Raw genomic sequence first — 17641 nt, forward strand, 5'->3', positions numbered from 1 at the left:
TTTTTTTTTTTTTGCCCCTCAAAAACTTTGTCCACACAAAACCAAAAAAACAGTGGGGGGGCCAGCATAGTATGCTGGCCCCGCCTCTTTTATATAACTCCAGAATGAAATTACTTCTTTTGCATCCACTCCTCACAGGCATCCGCGCATTCTTTACAGGCGTCCGCGCACTTCTGGCAGTGGTCATGCTCATGTTTCCGACATTCTGCTTCGCACTGGCGGCAAATCTCTACACACTCCCGCATCACGTGCTTGGCATGTTCGGAATTACGAGCCACAAAGCGGGCAGTTAAAAGACAGATGTCAGCACAGTCGCGGTCTATCATGATGCAGCGGGCCATCATTTTTACATTGTCTTCCTGCAGGCACAAAGTGGCGCAGGTTTCACAAGCTGTCATGCATTTTACCAGTACGTGCTCCAGGTTGTTCGTTATTTCTGATTTCATAGCTATAGTTTTATTTTTATGTGAATTGTTGCTCTAAGATACGGGTGCAGGAATGCATAGTTGTTTTGGCGCTTCCTGCTGAGCCGCTGAACCTGCAGATGCAGAAAATTATGGTTATCTTTGTAATATAGAGGGAAGCTGAAGGAAGGCTTTAGGAGATAAACACATGGTAACGATACGAGAGGCGAGGGAAGCCCTGAAACTATATTTTGGCTACGAGCAGTTCCGGCCGATGCAGGAGCAGATTATCAACGGCTTACTGCAGAAAAAGGACGTAGTCGTGCTGATGCCTACCGGTGGAGGTAAGTCTGTCTGTTACCAGGTGCCTGCCGTGGTGCAGCCGGGCTTGTGTGTGGTTATATCGCCGCTGATAGCCCTGATGAAAGACCAGGTGGAGGCGCTGCTGGCAAACGGCATTCCTGCGGCATATATCAACAGTTCCCAAAACGCAGAGCAGCAGTATCAGATTGAGAACGACTGCCTCGAAGGAAAGCTGAAGCTGTTGTATGTGTCCCCGGAAAAACTCCTTTCTTCCGGCTTCCTGTCATTCCTTAGCAGGGTAAAAGTATCGCTGTTTGCCGTAGACGAGGCGCACTGTATCTCCTCCTGGGGCCATGACTTCAGACCGGAGTATACCCAACTCAAAGCCCTGAAGCAGCAGTTTCCTAATATTCCCGTTGTGGCTCTGACAGCCACAGCCGACAGGCTCACCCAGAAAGACATTCAGGAGCAGCTGTACCTGCAAAACCCGGAAGTGTTTGTCGCCTCTTTCGACAGGCCGAACATTAACCTGATGGTGAAACCGGGACGGGATCGCTTTAATAAGATAACAGAATTCATCAGTAACAGACCCAAGCAACCGGGCATCATCTATTGTCTCAGCCGCAAGGGAACGGAGTCGATGGCAAAAAAGCTGAAGCAGAATGGCTTTAACGCCACGTTTTACCATGCCGGTTTGTCGGCACCACTGCGGGCGAAGGCACAGGAGGCTTTCCTGAAAGATGACGTGCAGATTGTATGTGCCACCGTAGCGTTTGGTATGGGCATCGACAAATCGAATGTGCGGTGGGTGATTCACTATAACCTGCCCAAGAACATAGAAGGGTATTACCAGGAGATTGGCCGTGCAGGGCGTGATGGTGCCAAAGCGGATGCGCTGCTGTTTTACTCTTTCGCGGATGTGATGAACATGCGCAACATGCTACAGGAAAACGAGACCGATAAGAAGCAGACAGAGCTGCAGTTGGTGAAGCTGGAGCGTATGCAGCAGTTTGCCGAAGCTGCCGCTTGCCGCCGCCGTATCCTGTTGCAGTATTTCGGGGAGACGATGCAGAAAGACTGCGGCAACTGCGATATCTGCCGTAACCCGCCTACCACGTTTGATGGGACGCAGCTGGTGCAGAAAGCGCTCTCGGCCATTGCCCGCACACAGGAGCGCGCCAACATGGGCCTGCTGGTAGATGTGCTCCGGGGTGCCCGTAACAGCCAGGTAATACAATCCGGCTTCGACAAAATTAAGACATATGGCGCCGGCCGCGATGTAAACACCCTGGACTGGCACCGTTACCTGCACCAGATGCTGAATAGTGGTTTAGTGGAAATGGCCTATGACCAGGGCTATACCCTGAAGCTGACAGAGCAAAGCCGTGAAGTGCTCTTCGACGGAAAGCAGGTAAAGCTGGTGAAATTCGAGGAGGTGAAGCAGGCAGAGGAAGCTGCTGCCAAACCGCGTCCGAAGCGGGAGCTGATAAAAGATGCCCTTTTCGAACGCCTGCGTGCGCTCCGGAAGCGCCTGGCAGATGAAATGGGTGTTCCGCCTTATGTTGTCTTTACCGATAATACGCTGCAGGAGATGGCAGCGGAAAGACCAACCAACAGAATTTCGATGCTAGCCATTTCTGGGGTAGGGGCGCAAAAGTACGACCGGTTCGGAGACAATTTTATCACGGAGATAATCGACTTCATAAACGAGGAGCAGGCAAAGGGCACGAAAATGAAAGGCGCCACCCACCTCGCCACGTTTGAACTGTTGCAGCAGGGGAAAACAATAGAGCAAATTTCGAAGGAACGCAACCTCAACCCGGTGACCATCTATTCTCATCTGGCCACGCTTTATGAGCAGGGGTATCATGTGGATGTGTCTAAGTATGTGACGAAGCCGGAATACAGTGCCATTGCCATCGCCATCGCCAAGCACGGCACAGAGGCGAAGCTAAAGGATTTGTATGAGGCGCTCGGAGAAAAGTATGAGTATTATAAAATCCGGCTGTCTGTATCAATTTACAAGAAACAGAACAGTTGGGCATAAAAGCTATTTTTTTATACACCCGCAAAAACAGGAAAGGCTGCTCAATACTGGCAGCCTTTCCTGTTTAGAATGAAACATATCTTACTTCACCGAGGCAATAGGATCTGGTGTATTGTCTTTATCGCCAGTGATGGTGCCTTGTGAGAAAACAGTGCCCCTCAGCAGGAGCACACCCGCCACATGAGGAGCAGCCATAGAAGTACCGAAGGCCCCACCGCCAATACCCCCGCCTTTTGTAGTGACCGTCACGTTCACGCCAGGGGCCGCGAAGTCAACAGCGGCACCGTAGTTGGAACGTTCCCACAGACGTAGGTAGTTATCCATGGCAGAAACTGTATAGACTCCTGGCGCATCTACACGGGCAGGAGAACTCTCATAACAATCCACGGCACTGTTGCCGGCTGCTATGGCAAACAGAATGCCTTTGGCTGCCGCTGTTTTCACTGCATTGTCAAGGGTTGTAGACATGCCGCTTCCCAAGCTTAAGTTTACCACATCACCCGGCTTCCCATTGTTGCCCACATGGTTTACGGCGTTGATAGCCCTGGACAGTGTGCCTGCGCCCGCATCATCAAACACGCGAAGGGCCACAATAGTAGCATTGGCTGCTACCCCAATTATCCCGGAACCATTGTTCTTAGCTGCGATGATACCGGCAACAGAGGTGCCGTGGCCATAACCATCCTCCACCGAGGGGTTCTGATAGATAAGAGATAGGCTTCTGTTCAGGTCTACGTTCAGGTCCGGGTGGTCGGTATCGATGCCTGAGTCTATTACCCAGACAGTTTTACCGGTGCCATCGCCGTAGCCAACAAGCTCAATGTTCCAGGGAACCTGCTCACCCGCTACAGGCGTGATAGTAGTATAGGCTGGCGCTGCCGGAGCAGATTCTTTTGGAGTTGTAGGCTCAGCAGGAGTTGGTTCTGATGGTGCAGGCTCGGTAGGCTCTGGTTCTGCCGGAGCAGGCTCAGTTGGCGTAGGAGTTGGCTCCTCAGGTGCAGCAGGTTTGTTCTTGCCATTGCCATTATCCTTCGTATTGCCAAACTTTGTGAAAATAGCTTTAGAAGCTTTGCTAAGATATACATAGCGGTCCTGTTCCACATAGGCTATTTCCGGGCGTTTGCGGATTGCTGCCAGCTGCTCTTCTGTGAGGCGGGCTGCAAAACCTTTTATAACCCCCTCATACACTTGGCTTACATCGGCCGGCTCAATCCCGGAGGCATCGTATAACTTTTGGCGTATCTTAAGCGCTGAGGTACGCACAGCAGAAAGCTCTCCTGCCTTGCCTTCAGAAACAACAGTATCATTGTTTTTAAACACGATAATATATTGCCCTTCGATAGGCTGGCCATGGGTAAGGCCTTCAATAGCGACAGGTGATGCAAACTGATTTTCCAGGAGCTCCTCTTTCTGGCAGCCAGTACTGAGGCCCAGCACAGCTGCCAGAGCAAAACAGGACAGAGATTTTCTAAGGGCGCATGTTAATAACATAGCATTCAATAGTATAAGGGGTGTGTATTCAGGCTGTGTGCTAAAATCCAGATAGCTATCCTTAACAAGGCAGGGCATCGTGCTCTAAATTGCTTTTCTCCTGCTTTTGCGATGAATTCAATTGTCTTTTTTCAAAAACTTATGGACATACCACTCCTGCTATAGAAGTGATGCTTCTTTGAATAGAAGAAAAACACCGCTAACGATAGGATTTAAATGTGGTATATTAGGAAAAGTTTATTTTATAGACTTATTGCATATCTCAAATAGTAGCGTTCTTTAATATTGTAAATGTAGTTGATTTAAAAGCTTTAAACCTAATATATAGCTGGTGAGGTTACAATATAAAATTGCACTTTTAAAACTATTTTCGTGAGGTCTGGAGATTGATTGGTTTAGGAGTTAGCAAGGGGAAGTGCAAATTGAATATTTTTAGCAAAAACTGCTAAAATGATTAGTATTATTGCTATGCGTTTAGTATTTTTACGGATGTGTGGTGAAGTAGCCACAAAGTTTATGAACTAAAGCTTAGGCTATTATGCAACTGGTAACTTCAAACATCAGGCATTTGCGCAAAGGCGCTGGATATACCCAGGCGCAGTTGGCAGAGAAATTAGATATAAAGCGCTCTTTGGTGGGTGCTTACGAGGAGGGTAGAGCGGAACCGAAACTGAGCACACTGGTAAATGTTGCGAAGCTTTTCGATGTTTCACTTGACGAATTGATAAGGGCAGACTTAACGAAAGAAGGAACCAGAGCAGGGGCTGCTGACGGCCAGGGCAAAACTTCTGGCGGCAGTATGCGTGTGTTGGCCATCACCGTAAACAACGAGGAAAAAGAAAACATAGAGTTGGTGCCTTATAAGGCTAGTGCCGGTTACCTGAATGGGTATGCTGATGCTGAGTTTATAGAAGAACTGCCTCGCTTCCGTTTACCGATGCTCGGCAATACAGGCACCTTCCGCGCTTTTGAAATAAGCGGCGATTCTATGCTGCCGATTGCCTCAGGCACCGTCATTGTTGGGCGCTACGTAGAAGATTGGAATCAGATAAAGGATGGTACACCATGTATTATTGTAAGTCAGAAAGAAGGAGTTGTTTTCAAGCGGGTGTTCAATAAAATCAAAGACACGGCTGTGCTTCACCTGCACTCCGACAACCCCGTATACTCGCCCTACGAGGTGCATGTGGAGGATGTGGTGGAGATTTGGGAAGCGAAATCCTACATCAGCTCTACTTTCCCTATAGCTGACCTCTCGTTGGACAAGCTTTCATCTATCGTGCTCGACCTTCAGAAAGAAGTGCAAAAGCTTAAGAAGGTAGATTAAAGCCTCTAAAGTTAATTAGACAAGCTCTTTCGCCTGATACTGCATTTATGTGCAGTATCAGGCTTTTTTTATGCCTGTTGCTGCTCTGTTAGCCTATTTGCTAACAAGAAATAACAATATGCGTAAAGCCATAGCAGAGCCTAAAGCGAATAGCGCTTATTTTAAATACAACGTATTACTCAGATACAAAACTATGATCACACTGATAACCGCCGACAAGCGCCACAATGCCGAAGTAGGAGACTGGTTAAAGTCACACTACCATCTCTCATTTGCCGATTATTACGACCCAAGCAATGTTGAATTCGGGCCTTTGCGCGTGTTTAACGAAGATATCATACAGCCCCATTCAGGATTCCCTTCACATCCGCATGCGGAAATGGAAATTGTTCATATTGTGCTGGACGGCGAACTGACGCATAAAGATGACCTGGGGCATGAGGTAACCGTGAAAGCGGGAAATGTGCAACGCATAACGGCCGGTAAAGGTATCAACTTGACGGAGACAAATGAAACAGACAACCCGCTTCATGTCTTCCAACTGTGGTTCCTGCCAAACAAGCGCGGTTTAGCTCCTTCTTATGAAAGCATGACCCTCGATTTTCTTGATACCAAAAACACGCTGAAGCCTTTGGTAACAGGCCAGAAAGTATTAGAGAATGTTACTTACATGAACTCTAATTCAACTGTATACTACGGTAATCTGGGGCAGGGTGAGAACTATGACTTTAAGACCTTTAAAATAAGGAAAACGCTTGTTTATGTCATAGAAGGAAGTTTGCTTATCAACAACATGGAGGTAGGCAAGTATGATCAGGCGCGGCTGGAGTTTTTAGATGTGGTAAGCTTGCACGGTACAGGCGATGCCACCTTTTTACTTATTGATGTGCCCGCTGCCGAGGCGAATTACTAGTAGAAACATTATCTGTAAAAACGGCACCGGTATAGCTGATATCCTTTTCAGTTATGTACCTATATTTGTCAAAACAACTTTATTCCATAGCAGCCTGTGCAAACATGCTGCTATTTTTTTATGATGTACAAAGACTTGCCATCTATCAAAGACCTGCTTGACGATCGGGTTGAGAAATATAACCAGCCTGATTTTATTCCAAATGACCCTGTTTCCATTCCGCACCGCTTCACTAAGAAACAGGATATTGAAATCAGCGGTTTCTTTGCAGCCATACTCGCGTGGGGGCAGCGCAAAACCATCATCAACAATTGCCTGAAACTGATGGATTTTATGGACAACGCACCACATGATTTTATCCTGCACCACCAGGACCAGGACCTGCAGCGCTTGCTGGATTTCAAGCACCGTACCTTTAACGATACGGACCTGCTGTACCTGGTCTATTTCTTTCAGCAGTACTACCAGCAGCACGATACCCTGGAGACTGCCTTTACGGGTGAACAGAATGTGTATGTAACCCAGAAGGAGAGGCTGGAGCATTTTCATAACCTGGTGTTCAGTTTAGAGGATGCGCCACAGCGAACAAAAAAGCATATTGCTACCCCAGCCCGTAAGTCTGCCTGTAAGCGCCTGAACATGTACCTGCGCTGGATGGTGCGGAGAGATAATGCAGGCGTGGACTTTGGCTTGTGGGACACCATGCAAATGAGTGACCTGATCTGCCCTTGTGATGTGCATGTGGAGCGGGTGGCCCGCCGCCTCGGTCTCATCACGCGAAAAGGCATGGACTGGGAAACTGCCGCTGAGTTAACCGAACATCTGAAGGCCTTCGATCCGACTGATCCTGTAAAGTATGATTTTGCGCTCTTTGGGCTGGGGATAGAGGAGAAGTTTTAGCCTGCCACAAAACTTCCTATTGGTACTATTTGCTTCGTCGGCCAGGGTCTATGATCAGCACATCAACTACCTCTTTTACTGATTCACCTACAATAGGAGAGGTAGATGGCTATCCGCTTGAAGGAGGCGTCAAATACACTGGTATCCATAATAGCAAAATTTTAAAAAAACTGCCTACTAAAAGCCTATAGCCAAATGTAGCAAGTCCAGTTTAAGTCTGCTGGCCGGTATAAGGAACAATTTTATCATCCTTGATCAGGTATGCCTTATCAGCTTTGTCCAGTATAGGTTCCTTGCTATCGGAGTACGCTTCAACAACCCTATAGGGCTTTCCTTTAAAGTGAGCATCCAGCCGTTTTATTTTTTCATCATCTTTGCATGCTTCGCCTATAACTTTATAGGTGCTGTTTTCATAGTGTACTCTTGTTCCGGCAAAGCCGTCGATAGCATATTTCTCAAACAAGGGTTTCACATATAGTTCGAGGCCTCCTGTAGCACAGTATATATGCACGCCCTCTTTTTTTAACTGGTCGAAACGGCTTTTCAGTTCTTTATTGAAATTCACAGGATACTCTTCTTCCCAGAATTCCTTTGCATATGCCTCTACCTGCTCCGGCGAAAGGTTATCCAGGTAATTGAAGAAATTCTCTTTGAATTCTGTCTTTCTGATCTGATGAAGTTCTTTTAACGCTTTATAATAAAGCATTTGAAAGTAGTAGTGAAGCCTCTGTGGGCTTTTGGTGAGAATGAATTTATAAAATTCATCTTTAGAACTTTTATTATAAAAAGTGCCATTCAGATCAAAAACTGCAACTTTTATTTCTCCTTCGCTACGCTCCATTTCGTTATTTATCCTGATTATGCCCGAGGCTATATCTATCACGCTTTTTTCACTGTTTTGTTCGTACTTTGTGTAATTATTTAGCGGATTTGAGGACTATATGCATATATACTAAGATTGCTTTCTTCTTTATCTGAACCGGTGCAAATGAAACTATTTACGTGCTGAAGCACTTAAGTATAGCTGACTATAAAGATTTAGTATGTTGGAATATTCTATGTTTGAAAGGCTTCCGTTCAGGAGCCAGGCAGAATCTTTAGCGAAAGATGGTACCATTCTAGCCCAGCGCACATACAAGGAGTGGCAGGTGACCCTCTATTCGTTGAACGGTTTATTTGTTGAGCTTTGGGCAGGGAAGGAAGCACAGGTTATCAGTACTTTTAAAAAAACGGCTAACGCTGTTGCTGTTTTAGATCCTTATATAGATGATATCGATGTGCAGGATTTTATGGACACTGACATGTAGTCGGATTTTATGTGCGCTGTAGCCCGCACTGGCAAGGAGAAGCAAGTACTGCCGCTCCGCTGTCAGTTGCAGTAAATAGAAATTGTGTTCTCCTGTTAACAGTGTCTTAGTGGGGCGCATGTATAGTAAACTCGGGCTTTGCGCCTGAAGTTGGACGTGCTTTCACAAACATCCTTACAAATACATAATGCGTAACCCGCATACAGGAGATGGTAACCTTCTCCTGTATGCGGGTTATCTTGTTTTCTGAATAGCGCAAAAAGCAAAAGGGTAGTGATTGGCAACCATGCTGGCGGCGAGTGTGACGGCGTTGATATCCAGGTGTTCTGTCCAGGTGGCGGCACGCTGATTTTCAGGTTTACTCCAGAAGCCTTCTATGGATTCTGCCAGTGGTATAAATTTTTCCAGCTCTTCCAGGTTTAACCCTAAGGCAGCTAACTGCTCTTTCAGTCCGGACAGGGCGCGCAGGCCAAGAGACAAGCCGCACTCCCTGAAAGCCAACCGTTGGCTTGCAGGACCTTCTGCTTTGTGCATCCGCGCATATACTTTTAACCCGTTGAAGCTGTCTGCCCAAAGCTTTTCCGGTCTGATTGCCTCAGGCATTGTGTTTTTTGTTGTACTCAGTTCTGAGGCCCGAAGCGTATTGAGCAGCAGTCCGCCAATGCCGAGGGCATCGGCGGTAGACCAGTCCTGACCGGAGCAGATCTCCTCAAAATCGCTTATCAGGGGCTTCAGTTCCGGCGCTTTATGTGGAGCGGTTTCAAGGGCACTTTCAGCGCAAATCAACCCCTCCAGCGGGTCGTGTGCTCCCATGCTAGGAACAAGGGGTCTGGAGAGGTCTATGCTCATTTTCCAGTACATCCTGAGCCGGCTACCGCTCTTGTCTATAAACCTGCCGCCTGCCTGCGTCAGTTCAGCAGCCCAGTCGGCATAACGTTGTTCGCCGGTTTCCTGCTGCACCTGCAGGAGCGCATTTACCCAGCGCGTGATGTAATGGAAATACTGCCCGTCACGCTCCCACTCCAGTTGTTCATCGAAGGGCTCATCTGCTTTCCGCTCCGGCAGCCTTTTGCCGATGCGCAAACCGCCTGCTGTGGGGTGTTTCCAACCTTCGGCTTCAGGCAAACCGCTTATCCAGCCTTTCCGCACATCATCCGGGCGGTACCTTCCCAGGTTTTCGTGCACCACGTCGACCAGCTTCACAGCGTATTTGCTATACGCATCATCTTCAAGGGCATGTGCCAGCCCAAAAAGGGTTTGCACAGCAAAAGCATCAGTCCAGAGATAGCGTTGCGCTAAATCCCCTTTGTTACCTTCCAGGCCCGTTCTGCGGACAAAATCATCCATTAATCCCCGGGCTTTCCCGAGGCTTTCGCTTTTTCCGATTGCCATCATATCAGCTACAGGTTAGCATCTAGAATCTCTCTTGAGCCTCTCCGGTCATCGGTACAAATTGCACAGGTATGAGGTGCTTTTCATCAAATAAGTCGTCACTTGTTCTTTCCAGCAGCACCAGCTTTTGAATGCCTTTCCCGACAGGTGCTAATAGTTTTCCACCAATTTTAAGCTGCAGTTTCAGAGGTTCAGGTATTGCAGGAGGGGCGGCCGTAAGGATAATGGCATCAAAAGGGGCTTTTTCGGGCCAACCTCTGAAACCGTCTCCATGGCGGGAAGTTACATTTTCGATACCTGCTTCTTCCAGGTTTTCTTTAGCCAGATCGGCCAGCCATTCTATTACTTCCACGCTGTAAACATGTGCAGCGATACGGGACAAAACAGCTGCATTGTAGCCGCACCCTGTTCCTACCTCCAGTACAACATCATCGGGTTTCAGGCCCAGCATCTGTGCCATATAGGCTACAATATAAGGCTGACTGATGGTTTGCTCTTTGCCAATGGGCAAAGCCCGGTCTTCATAGGTAAGTTCTTTTATATCATCCGGCACAAATATGGAACGGTCCACTTCCCTCATTGCTCTGATTACGTCGGGGTCCATAATATCCCTTCCTTCAAGCTGTCTGTCAATCATTTCTTCTTTCGTCGTTCTCATAACTTCATGGTTTGTTTCTCTTTTTTACCGGGCGGAAACAGTTTGGTTTCAGATCTATAGCCATATCCTGCGTTTGCTTTCCACTATACCATAAAATTGAGCGGTAAATACGTATTTATCCGTAATCTGGTGTTTTTCAGGTGGATGTGCGTAATCCAGTAAAAGCAAAAAGTCTGCAGCCGGTATGGTTGCAGACTTTTGTTTAGCAGGATGATGTATGGGAGAAGCAGCCGCAGCCAATTTAGACTCAGGGCTTTTTGTAGGTGCCTATCAGTTCTCCATAGCCAATCGTTTTTTCATCCAGCAATACGTACAGTGCCTCTTTCGTGCTGTTAGGGTCAAGATTCGCTTTGGAATCCAGGGCGTATACCTTAAAAAAATACCTGTGGTCTTCTCCGGAAGGGGGGCAGGGGCCCATGTAATTATGCTCCCCAAAGTCGTTCCGACCTGTCACGCCATCCGGTGTGCTATTCTCTTCTATGTTCGCTCTTGGAGGCATGTCCCATACCATCCAGTGCGTAAAATTGCCGTTAGGCGCATCCGGGTCTTCTAAGAGAATCGCAAAGCATTTTGTACTTTCCGGTATATCATCAATCCTCAGTGGTGGGTTGATGTTTTTGTCGTCACAGGTATAGAGTGCCGGAATAGGAGCATTGTTGTCAAATGCGAAACTGGTTACTTTCATTGTTGCTGTTTGTGCCATAGCTGTTAGGTTTTTATTTTTTAAAAACGGAGTAAACTGCAAAATGTTGATAAAGAATAGTTTGTGCCGAACGCACAATAGTGTTGGGCAGCTATGGCTCTTTCTGAATCGTTACCGTATGCCTACCTTTCGCAAATGATGAAAAATCATGTAGTTGGGGCAGTGTAAGCGCAACATCCAGAGGGTAGCGTGATGTTATTTTCTCCTGTATTTCCTTCTGGTACTTGGCGTAAGTGCCAAAATCGTAAGGGTACAGATCAGGATCCGATCCCAGAAAGTCTCCTTTCTTCTTTGCATGCGCCAGCACAGTTTCTAAATCCTCTTTAGTAGCCAGGCCAACGCCTTTCACCCCATGCGAAAAGGGAAGTATGTAGATGTTGTCATAGGAATCGGCGTGCTGCAGGTACTGGTTTAAGAAATCAGTAGAGGGCTTCGCGTTAAAAGCGAGCCAAAAAGGCACAGAGCCTGTTCGTATTGTCCAGTAAGGCTCCATCAAAAAGAACATGTCGGCGATCAGGGTGTTCGGTTTTATATTACGCTGCCGATACCACCAGCGGTATAAATCAGCCACGAACGGACTCAGGTCTTCCGGTTCCTGGTAGACAATACGCTGCACCTGAAAGCCATTCTCGCGGGCAAACCTGTATACATCATCCCGGAGTGCCGCTTCAAAGCCCCATTCAGCTTCAGGAATATCTCCGTCAGGGTCTGGCGCATCCCACTTTTCTACAGGCGACTTATTCTGTTTCAGGAAGTTCTTAACTTCTTCACTTCCATGCAAATATCCCTCGGGCGTAATGCCCCCCAATCCTCCGAACTGAAAGAAATGCCGTTCGTCTACCTTTTTGCCCGGCCAGCTCTTCTGACATTCCACCAGAAGAAGTGTCCCGTTCTCTTCCAAATTCTCCGAGATAAACTGTTTATATGCTTCTCCTAATTGCAGGCGCTTAACCCTGAAATAGGAGATGGCATCCAGCATGGGCCTGTCCTGGTTTGGGTCCATCATGTGGTGGAGTTGCAGATCAGGATTGCTGGCCAGCAGTTGATGTGCTGGCTCCCGGGCCCATTCCATGCGTTGTACAGGGGTATCTACAGAGAAGTGCTCGGGTGTTTTTACGGGAATTAAAAAGGTTTGAGGTAGCCAGGGGGCTCCCATGGCTGCACCCAAATGCACGGCAGCGCCGCTGGAAGAACCTATGAGAATAGTGGAGTATTTGCGGCTGGGATAAAGATTTGTAGCCCACTTTGAAAACTCCTCGCTCTGTACTTCTTTTAGTTTGCCGGGATCAACGGCTTCGTGCGAGCTCCCCTTAATGTAAGTAGTCTTTTGCAACTTCCATGGCAGGGCATTAACCACCTGTGCCAGTAAGTCGCTGTTAGGGACTTCACCCACTCCCATAAAGCCCTGCCCGTGCAGACAATTTCCCAAAGCCTTTGCCATAGCAGAACACGAATCAAAGTTAGCGACAAACCAGGGGGTACGGTGACGGAAGTTGTGAAATAGAGATGATATCATTTATAACCGTTTAAATTATCTATCAGGGGTTTTATAGTCTTATCAGTTTGCTAATAGCATATACTGGTAATATAGTCTACGGTTCGCTTGCCAAACTCAGGAACGAAAGCATCTTGCTGAAGAACGTGTTTTACAGGAACATCCGGCAGGTGAGGGCGTACATTAGGTAGCATTCATCCTGCCGTCATAGATCAGGTAGATACGAAACTCGATATAATATTTTACACGTCTTCTCTTCTTACTGCTTATGAAAAACAAACCAGAACACGAAAATACTGAGACAGCCTCTCTCTCATCTCCTCCTAAAGAAACCGTTACGCTTCACATTAATGGAGAGGCAAAGCAACTGGAAGTTGAACCATGGACCTCGCTGCTCGACCTGCTGCGCGACCACCTGAACCTGACCGGAACAAAGAAAGGCTGCGACCACGGCCAGTGCGGTGCCTGCACGGTGCTGGTAGACGGGAAACGCATTAATTCCTGCCTGACCTTAGCGGTGATGAAAGATGGCACCAAGATTACGACCATTGAAGGCCTGGCCAAAGACGGAGAATTACACCCGGTGCAACAGGCTTTTATTGATCACGATGCCTTCCAGTGCGGATACTGCACACCAGGGCAAATTTGCTCTACTATCGGTTTGATAAACGAAGGCAAAGCCAAGACTTTGGACGACATCCGGGACCTAATGAGTGGCAATGTCTGCCGTTGCGGAGCTTATACCAATATTGTGAAAGTAGTGCAGGAAGCATTAGAAAGGAGCCAGCAAAGATGAGAAGCTTTACCTATACCAGAGCAAACGATGTAGCCAACGCAGTAGACGAAGTTTCGGCAGAAAAAGAGTCGAAGTTCATTGCCGGAGGCACGAACCTGCTCGACCTGATGAAGATACAGGTAGAGCGCCCAAGCCATTTAGTGGATATCACGCGCCTTGCCTTGGACACTATCGAAGAGACAGCGGAGGGAGGCCTGCGCCTCGGCGCATTGGTTACCAATGCAGACACGGCCTATCACGAGCAGGTAGAAAAACGCTATCCGCTGTTGTCGCATGCTATACTGGCCGGCGCTACCGCCCAGTTACGCAACATGGCAACGGATGGCGGCAACCTGATGCAACGTACCCGCTGCTACTATTTCTACGACACCGACACGCCCTGCAACAAGCGGGAGCCCGGATCGGGCTGTTCGGCTATCAATGGGTATAACCGCGATCTGGCCATTTTAGGCACCAGTGAACACTGCATCGCTACACATCCTTCGGATATGGCGGTGGCACTGGCCGCTCTCGAAGCAAACGTGCGTGTGACCGGTAAAGCTGGTGAACGTGTAATCCCGTTTTCTGAATTCCATCGGCTGCCCGGCGACACGCCGCACATAGATACAAACCTGAAGCCGGACGAGATTATCACTGCCATAGACTTGCCTGCCAAGGGCTTTGCAGACCACTATACCTACCTGAAACTGCGTGACCGCGCTTCCTATGCCTTTGCTCTTGTATCGGTTGCCGCTGCCCTTGATTTAGATGGCGACACTGTGAAAGAAGCGCGTGTTGCACTCGGAGGCGTAGCGCACAAACCCTGGCGCATACCTGAAGCCGAAGCCTTGTTGAAGGGCAAACCTGCTACAAGAGAGAACTTTCAGAAAGTAGCTGAAGCCTATGTACAGGGTGCGAAGGGATACGGGCATAATGATTTTAAAATAGAGTTGGCGAAGCGCGCTATTGTGCGTGCGCTACTGCAGGCTAAAGAAATGGAGGCGAAACTATGAAGACAAACGAAATAGGAAAACCAACGAACCGTGTAGACGGCCGCCACAAAGTAACAGGCGAGGCAAAATACGCAGGTGAGTTTAATGTGCCGAACCTGGCCTATGGCTTTGCTGTGAACAGCGCTATTGCCAAAGGAAAAATAAAAAAAATCGATACCAGCAAAGCGCTTCAGGTGGAGGGCGTGCTGGAGGTTTTTACCCACGAAAACCGCCCGGGCTATGTCTGGTTTGATAAAAACTACAAGGATATGGATGCGCCTCCCGGCTCACCCTTCCGCCCGCTTTACGACAACGAGGTGAAGTTTAGCATGCAGCCTATCGCGCTTGCTGTAGCCGAAACATTTGAGCTGGCAAGATATGCGGCATCGCTTGTAGAGGTAGAATATGAAACTTCGCCCCACGATACAGACTTCGAGGCAAACATAGAAAGAGCATACGTGCCGGAGGAATATAACTCTGGTGAGCCGCCTAAGCCATGGGGGCAGCCTGACGAAGCCTTGGCCAATGCACCAGTACAGATAGAAGAAGAGTATACCCATTCCAGTCAGCACCACAACCCCATGGAGATGCATGCTTCTACAGTGGTTTATGAAGCCGATGGTAAGCTGACGGTCTATGATAAGATCCAGGGGGTCATGAATACGCATCAGTACATCACCCACGCCTTCGGCATGCAGCCGGAAGAGGTACAGGTGATCTCTCCTTTTGTAGGTGGGGCATTCGGTTCCGGCCTGCGGCCGCAGTATCAGCTGTTCCTGGCAGTGCTGGCGGCACGGGAGCTAAAGCGTTCTGTTAGAGTCACCCTCACGCGCCAGCAGATGTTTTCCTTTGGCCATCGCCCTAAAACAATGCAGCGGTTTGCCTTAGGCGCATCAAAAGAAGGCAAGCTGGAAGCCCTGCAGCAGGATGTTTTTGCAGAGACTTCTAGGTTTGAAGATTATAGCGAGGACGTGGTCATCTGGGCAGGTGTGCTTTATAAATGTGAAAATGTAAAGCTAAGCCATAAACTGGTGGATCTTGATGTGTACACCCCCCTCGATATGCGCGCACCAGGCGGTACTACAGGTACTTTTGCTCTTGAATGTTCCATGGATGAACTCGCCCATAAACTTGGGATGGACCCCATAGAATTCCGGCTTAAGAATTATTCTGAGAAAGACCAGAACGAGGACAAGCCTTTCTCGAGTAAAGAGCTGCGGGAGTGTTACAGACAAGGTGCTGAAAAATTCGGCTGGAAGAAACGAAATCCAGCGCCACGTTCCATGCGCGAAGGGCATAACCTGATAGGGTGGGGAATGGCCCACGGTGCCTGGGAGGCGAACCAGGCCCAGGCAAGTGCCAAAGCCGTTTTGACTTCAGACGGTAAGCTAACCGTCAGCAGTGCCACCGCTGATATCGGAACAGGTACCTATACCGTCATGACGCAGATTGCCGCTGAAACACTTGGACTTCAGTTAGATGATGTGACGTTCAAACTCGGCGATTCCTCTCTGCCGGACGCACCCCTGGAAGGCGGTTCGAAGACAGTATCTACAGTCGGTACTGCCGTGAAATCTGCTTGTGATAAGGTACGGGAACGGCTCTTTGAGTTAGCGCAACAGGTAGAAGGTTCTCCCCTGGCGGAGGCAAGCTTAGAAGATGTGGTTTTTGAAGGTGGGCAGATAAGCCTGAGAAAGGAGCCTTCTAAAGGTGTTTCGATCACGGCGGCTATGAGTCACAACCAGGGTAAGGCTATTGAGGAAGAGGTGTCGAGCAAGCCTGCCGACGGCCAAAGCGACTATGCCCGTTATGCCCACTCCGCGACCTTTGTGGAAGTGAAAGTGGATGAAGATTTGGGTACCATCAGAGTAACCCGTGTGGTGAGCGCGATTGCAGGTGGCCGCATCATCAACCCGAAAACAGCCAAAAGCCAAATATTAGGAGGTGTGGTATGGGGTATCGGTGTAGCGATGGAAGAAGATACGGTGATGGACAACAACCTGGGGCGCTTCATGAACCACGACCTCGACAAGTACCATATTCCGGTTAATGCCGATGTGCATGAGGTGGAGGTGATTTTCGTGGAAGAAAAAGATGAAATAGTAAACCCGCTCGGGGCAAAAGGGCTGGGTGAGATAGGCATCGTGAGTGTAGCACCGGCTATTGCCAATGCTGTCTTTCACGCCACAGGAAAACGTGTACGGGAATTGCCGATAACGCTGGATAAGCTGCTGTAAATGAAAACTTAGATAAATTGCCGCTGTTATGTCTTCTTACCTGCAAGTTATTTGAGGAAAGACATAACAGCGGCATAAACAGGTAGAATAGCCTTATTTACGATGTACTGCTACATCGCTAAATGACCAATCTTAGCTGTTACTATTGCTCTTTGGCTACTCCCTTCTGTGCAGGCTGTGCGTCGGAAGCTGTGGTCGGTAAAGCCAGCAGTGGTATGGTCGCTTTAGCTGTCATTTACCCGGTAATGCTTTTGTTCAGCAGCCTGCTCAGAAATGTATGCTGCGATGGAAGCAGGGCTAATAAATCAGCCTGCAGCGCCTCTACATAATCATGAATTCCCTTTGGTATATCTTCTGTTTGCTTGAAATGAATGTCATGGTTTATCTCCTGCATGCAAGCGTCCAGTGCATCCAGGGAACCGGTAGCTTTATTCCGCTCGGCTTGTTCTGTGTCTTTCTTGTACAGATGGAGCACATGCAGGTGACTATTGAAGGTGGAGGCTATGGTTTTAAGCGGATCAAGTGTATGCAGGTCAGGTAATTGAGTCAGATCCATGGCCGCCACAACTGTGTTCAGTCCATTGAATTCTCTCTTAGCCGGCACAGCCATTACCGGCACCTTGCTTTGCGCTATGATGGCCATGGTGGTGCTTCCTAGCAATGCCTGGCTTATGGCCCCTGTGCCCCGCATGCCCAT

16 protein-coding genes are annotated in these 17641 nt (G+C 48.3%); 8 read left to right on the forward strand and 8 right to left on the reverse strand.

Translation table 11 applies throughout. The features are described from left to right. Window positions 1–110: 110 nt before the first annotated feature. Window positions 111–446, reverse strand: coding sequence for a four-helix bundle copper-binding protein (locus tag DXT99_RS15395; RefSeq protein ID WP_115566473.1), 336 nt, complete (start codon window positions 444–446; stop codon window positions 111–113). A gap of 166 nt (window positions 447–612) precedes the next feature. Here DXT99_RS15395 and recQ point away from each other — a divergent pair, with 166 nt between their 5' ends. Next, complete coding sequence (gene recQ / locus DXT99_RS15400) at window positions 613–2754, forward strand: DNA helicase RecQ (RefSeq protein ID WP_115566474.1); 2142 nt, start codon at window positions 613–615, stop codon at window positions 2752–2754. Between the two features lie 81 nt (window positions 2755–2835). Here recQ and DXT99_RS15405 read toward each other — a convergent pair whose 3' ends face one another. Next, on the reverse strand, window positions 2836–4191 hold the full coding sequence (locus tag DXT99_RS15405; protein WP_246000758.1) for a S8 family serine peptidase: 1356 nt from the start codon (window positions 4189–4191) through the stop codon (window positions 2836–2838). Window positions 4192–4783: 592 nt separating this feature from the next. On the opposite strand from DXT99_RS15405, the gene DXT99_RS15410 reads away from it, so the two are divergent. The 3 genes from DXT99_RS15410 (at window position 4784) to DXT99_RS15420 (ending at window position 7385) form a co-directional block, all read left to right on the forward strand. Next, on the forward strand, window positions 4784–5572 hold the full coding sequence (locus DXT99_RS15410; protein ID WP_115566475.1) for an XRE family transcriptional regulator: 789 nt from the start codon (window positions 4784–4786) through the stop codon (window positions 5570–5572). 193 nt (window positions 5573–5765) lie between these two features. Further along, on the forward strand, window positions 5766–6485 hold the full coding sequence (locus tag DXT99_RS15415) for a pirin family protein (RefSeq protein WP_115566548.1): 720 nt from the start codon (window positions 5766–5768) through the stop codon (window positions 6483–6485). 123 nt (window positions 6486–6608) lie between these two features. After that, window positions 6609–7385 (forward strand): TIGR02757 family protein, encoded by a 777-nt coding sequence (locus tag DXT99_RS15420; RefSeq protein ID WP_115566549.1) that lies wholly within the window; start codon window positions 6609–6611, stop codon window positions 7383–7385. 211 nt (window positions 7386–7596) lie between these two features. Here DXT99_RS15420 and DXT99_RS15425 read toward each other — a convergent pair whose 3' ends face one another. Beyond that, on the reverse strand, window positions 7597–8268 hold the full coding sequence (locus DXT99_RS15425; protein WP_246000760.1) for an HAD-IB family phosphatase: 672 nt from the start codon (window positions 8266–8268) through the stop codon (window positions 7597–7599). A gap of 160 nt (window positions 8269–8428) precedes the next feature. On the opposite strand from DXT99_RS15425, the gene DXT99_RS15430 reads away from it, so the two are divergent. Continuing rightward, window positions 8429–8692, forward strand: a complete 264-nt coding sequence (locus DXT99_RS15430) for a hypothetical protein (protein WP_115566476.1) — start codon at window positions 8429–8431, stop codon at window positions 8690–8692. Window positions 8693–8926: 234 nt separating this feature from the next. Here the strand turns inward: DXT99_RS15430 and DXT99_RS15435 are convergent, their stop codons facing one another. The 4 genes from DXT99_RS15435 to DXT99_RS15450 form a co-directional block, all read right to left on the reverse strand. Next, window positions 8927–10087, reverse strand: coding sequence for a hypothetical protein (locus DXT99_RS15435; protein ID WP_115566477.1), 1161 nt, complete (start codon window positions 10085–10087; stop codon window positions 8927–8929). 19 nt (window positions 10088–10106) lie between these two features. After that, entirely contained in the window at window positions 10107–10742 is a 636-nt protein-coding gene (locus DXT99_RS15440) for a protein-L-isoaspartate(D-aspartate) O-methyltransferase (protein ID WP_115566478.1), read from the reverse strand. Between the two features lie 247 nt (window positions 10743–10989). Next, on the reverse strand, window positions 10990–11445 hold the full coding sequence (locus DXT99_RS15445) for a YbhB/YbcL family Raf kinase inhibitor-like protein (protein WP_115566479.1): 456 nt from the start codon (window positions 11443–11445) through the stop codon (window positions 10990–10992). A 91-nt stretch (window positions 11446–11536) separates the two neighbouring features. Continuing rightward, the gene (locus DXT99_RS15450; RefSeq protein WP_115566480.1) at window positions 11537–12961 is read right to left on the reverse strand and encodes a hypothetical protein; all 1425 of its coding nucleotides are present in this window, start codon (window positions 12959–12961) and stop codon (window positions 11537–11539) included. A gap of 247 nt (window positions 12962–13208) precedes the next feature. Here DXT99_RS15450 and DXT99_RS15455 point away from each other — a divergent pair, with 247 nt between their 5' ends. Genes DXT99_RS15455 through DXT99_RS15465 form a run of 3 tightly spaced genes read left to right on the forward strand, consistent with a single transcriptional unit; the run spans window position 13209 to window position 16944 of the window. Next, a complete protein-coding gene (locus DXT99_RS15455) occupies window positions 13209–13736 on the forward strand; it encodes a (2Fe-2S)-binding protein (protein WP_115566481.1) in 528 nt (175 codons plus the stop codon). Further along, window positions 13733–14728: an FAD binding domain-containing protein gene (locus tag DXT99_RS15460; protein ID WP_115566482.1), complete on the forward strand. Its 996-nt coding sequence runs from the start codon at window positions 13733–13735 to the stop codon at window positions 14726–14728. Before DXT99_RS15455 ends, DXT99_RS15460 begins: the two co-directional genes overlap by 4 nt. Next, window positions 14725–16944, forward strand: coding sequence for a xanthine dehydrogenase family protein molybdopterin-binding subunit (locus DXT99_RS15465; protein ID WP_115566483.1), 2220 nt, complete (start codon window positions 14725–14727; stop codon window positions 16942–16944). The genes DXT99_RS15460 and DXT99_RS15465 overlap by 4 nt, the downstream gene beginning before the upstream one ends. Before the next feature lie 235 nt (window positions 16945–17179). Here the strand turns inward: DXT99_RS15465 and DXT99_RS15470 are convergent, their stop codons facing one another. Next, complete coding sequence (locus DXT99_RS15470; protein WP_115566484.1) at window positions 17180–17641, reverse strand: universal stress protein; 462 nt, start codon at window positions 17639–17641, stop codon at window positions 17180–17182.

It is taken from the genome of Pontibacter diazotrophicus (assembly GCF_003367245.1).
GTDB classification, from domain to species: Bacteria; Bacteroidota; Bacteroidia; order Cytophagales; family Hymenobacteraceae; genus Pontibacter; species Pontibacter diazotrophicus.

What these genes read in the sequence shown, in the direction of transcription:
- DXT99_RS15440 (WP_115566478.1), bottom strand. Translation starts at nt 10,742, where the DNA reads ATGAGAACGACGAAAGAAGAAATGATTGACAGACAGCTTGAAGGAAGG.
- DXT99_RS15435 (WP_115566477.1), bottom strand. Translation starts at nt 10,087, where the DNA reads ATGATGGCAATCGGAAAAAGCGAAAGCCTCGGGAAAGCCCGGGGATTA.
- recQ (WP_115566474.1), top strand. Translation starts at nt 613, where the DNA reads ATGGTAACGATACGAGAGGCGAGGGAAGCCCTGAAACTATATTTTGGC.
- DXT99_RS15410 (WP_115566475.1), top strand. Translation starts at nt 4,784, where the DNA reads ATGCAACTGGTAACTTCAAACATCAGGCATTTGCGCAAAGGCGCTGGA.
- DXT99_RS15395 (WP_115566473.1), bottom strand. Translation starts at nt 446, where the DNA reads ATGAAATCAGAAATAACGAACAACCTGGAGCACGTACTGGTAAAATGC.
- DXT99_RS15470 (WP_115566484.1), bottom strand. Translation starts at nt 17,641, where the DNA reads ATGGGCATGCGGGGCACAGGGGCCATAAGCCAGGCATTGCTAGGAAGC.
- DXT99_RS15465 (WP_115566483.1), top strand. Translation starts at nt 14,725, where the DNA reads ATGAAGACAAACGAAATAGGAAAACCAACGAACCGTGTAGACGGCCGC.
- DXT99_RS15415 (WP_115566548.1), top strand. Translation starts at nt 5,766, where the DNA reads ATGATCACACTGATAACCGCCGACAAGCGCCACAATGCCGAAGTAGGA.
- DXT99_RS15460 (WP_115566482.1), top strand. Translation starts at nt 13,733, where the DNA reads ATGAGAAGCTTTACCTATACCAGAGCAAACGATGTAGCCAACGCAGTA.
- DXT99_RS15420 (WP_115566549.1), top strand. Translation starts at nt 6,609, where the DNA reads ATGTACAAAGACTTGCCATCTATCAAAGACCTGCTTGACGATCGGGTT.
- DXT99_RS15445 (WP_115566479.1), bottom strand. Translation starts at nt 11,445, where the DNA reads ATGGCACAAACAGCAACAATGAAAGTAACCAGTTTCGCATTTGACAAC.
- DXT99_RS15430 (WP_115566476.1), top strand. Translation starts at nt 8,429, where the DNA reads ATGTTGGAATATTCTATGTTTGAAAGGCTTCCGTTCAGGAGCCAGGCA.
- DXT99_RS15450 (WP_115566480.1), bottom strand. Translation starts at nt 12,961, where the DNA reads ATGATATCATCTCTATTTCACAACTTCCGTCACCGTACCCCCTGGTTT.
- DXT99_RS15455 (WP_115566481.1), top strand. Translation starts at nt 13,209, where the DNA reads ATGAAAAACAAACCAGAACACGAAAATACTGAGACAGCCTCTCTCTCA.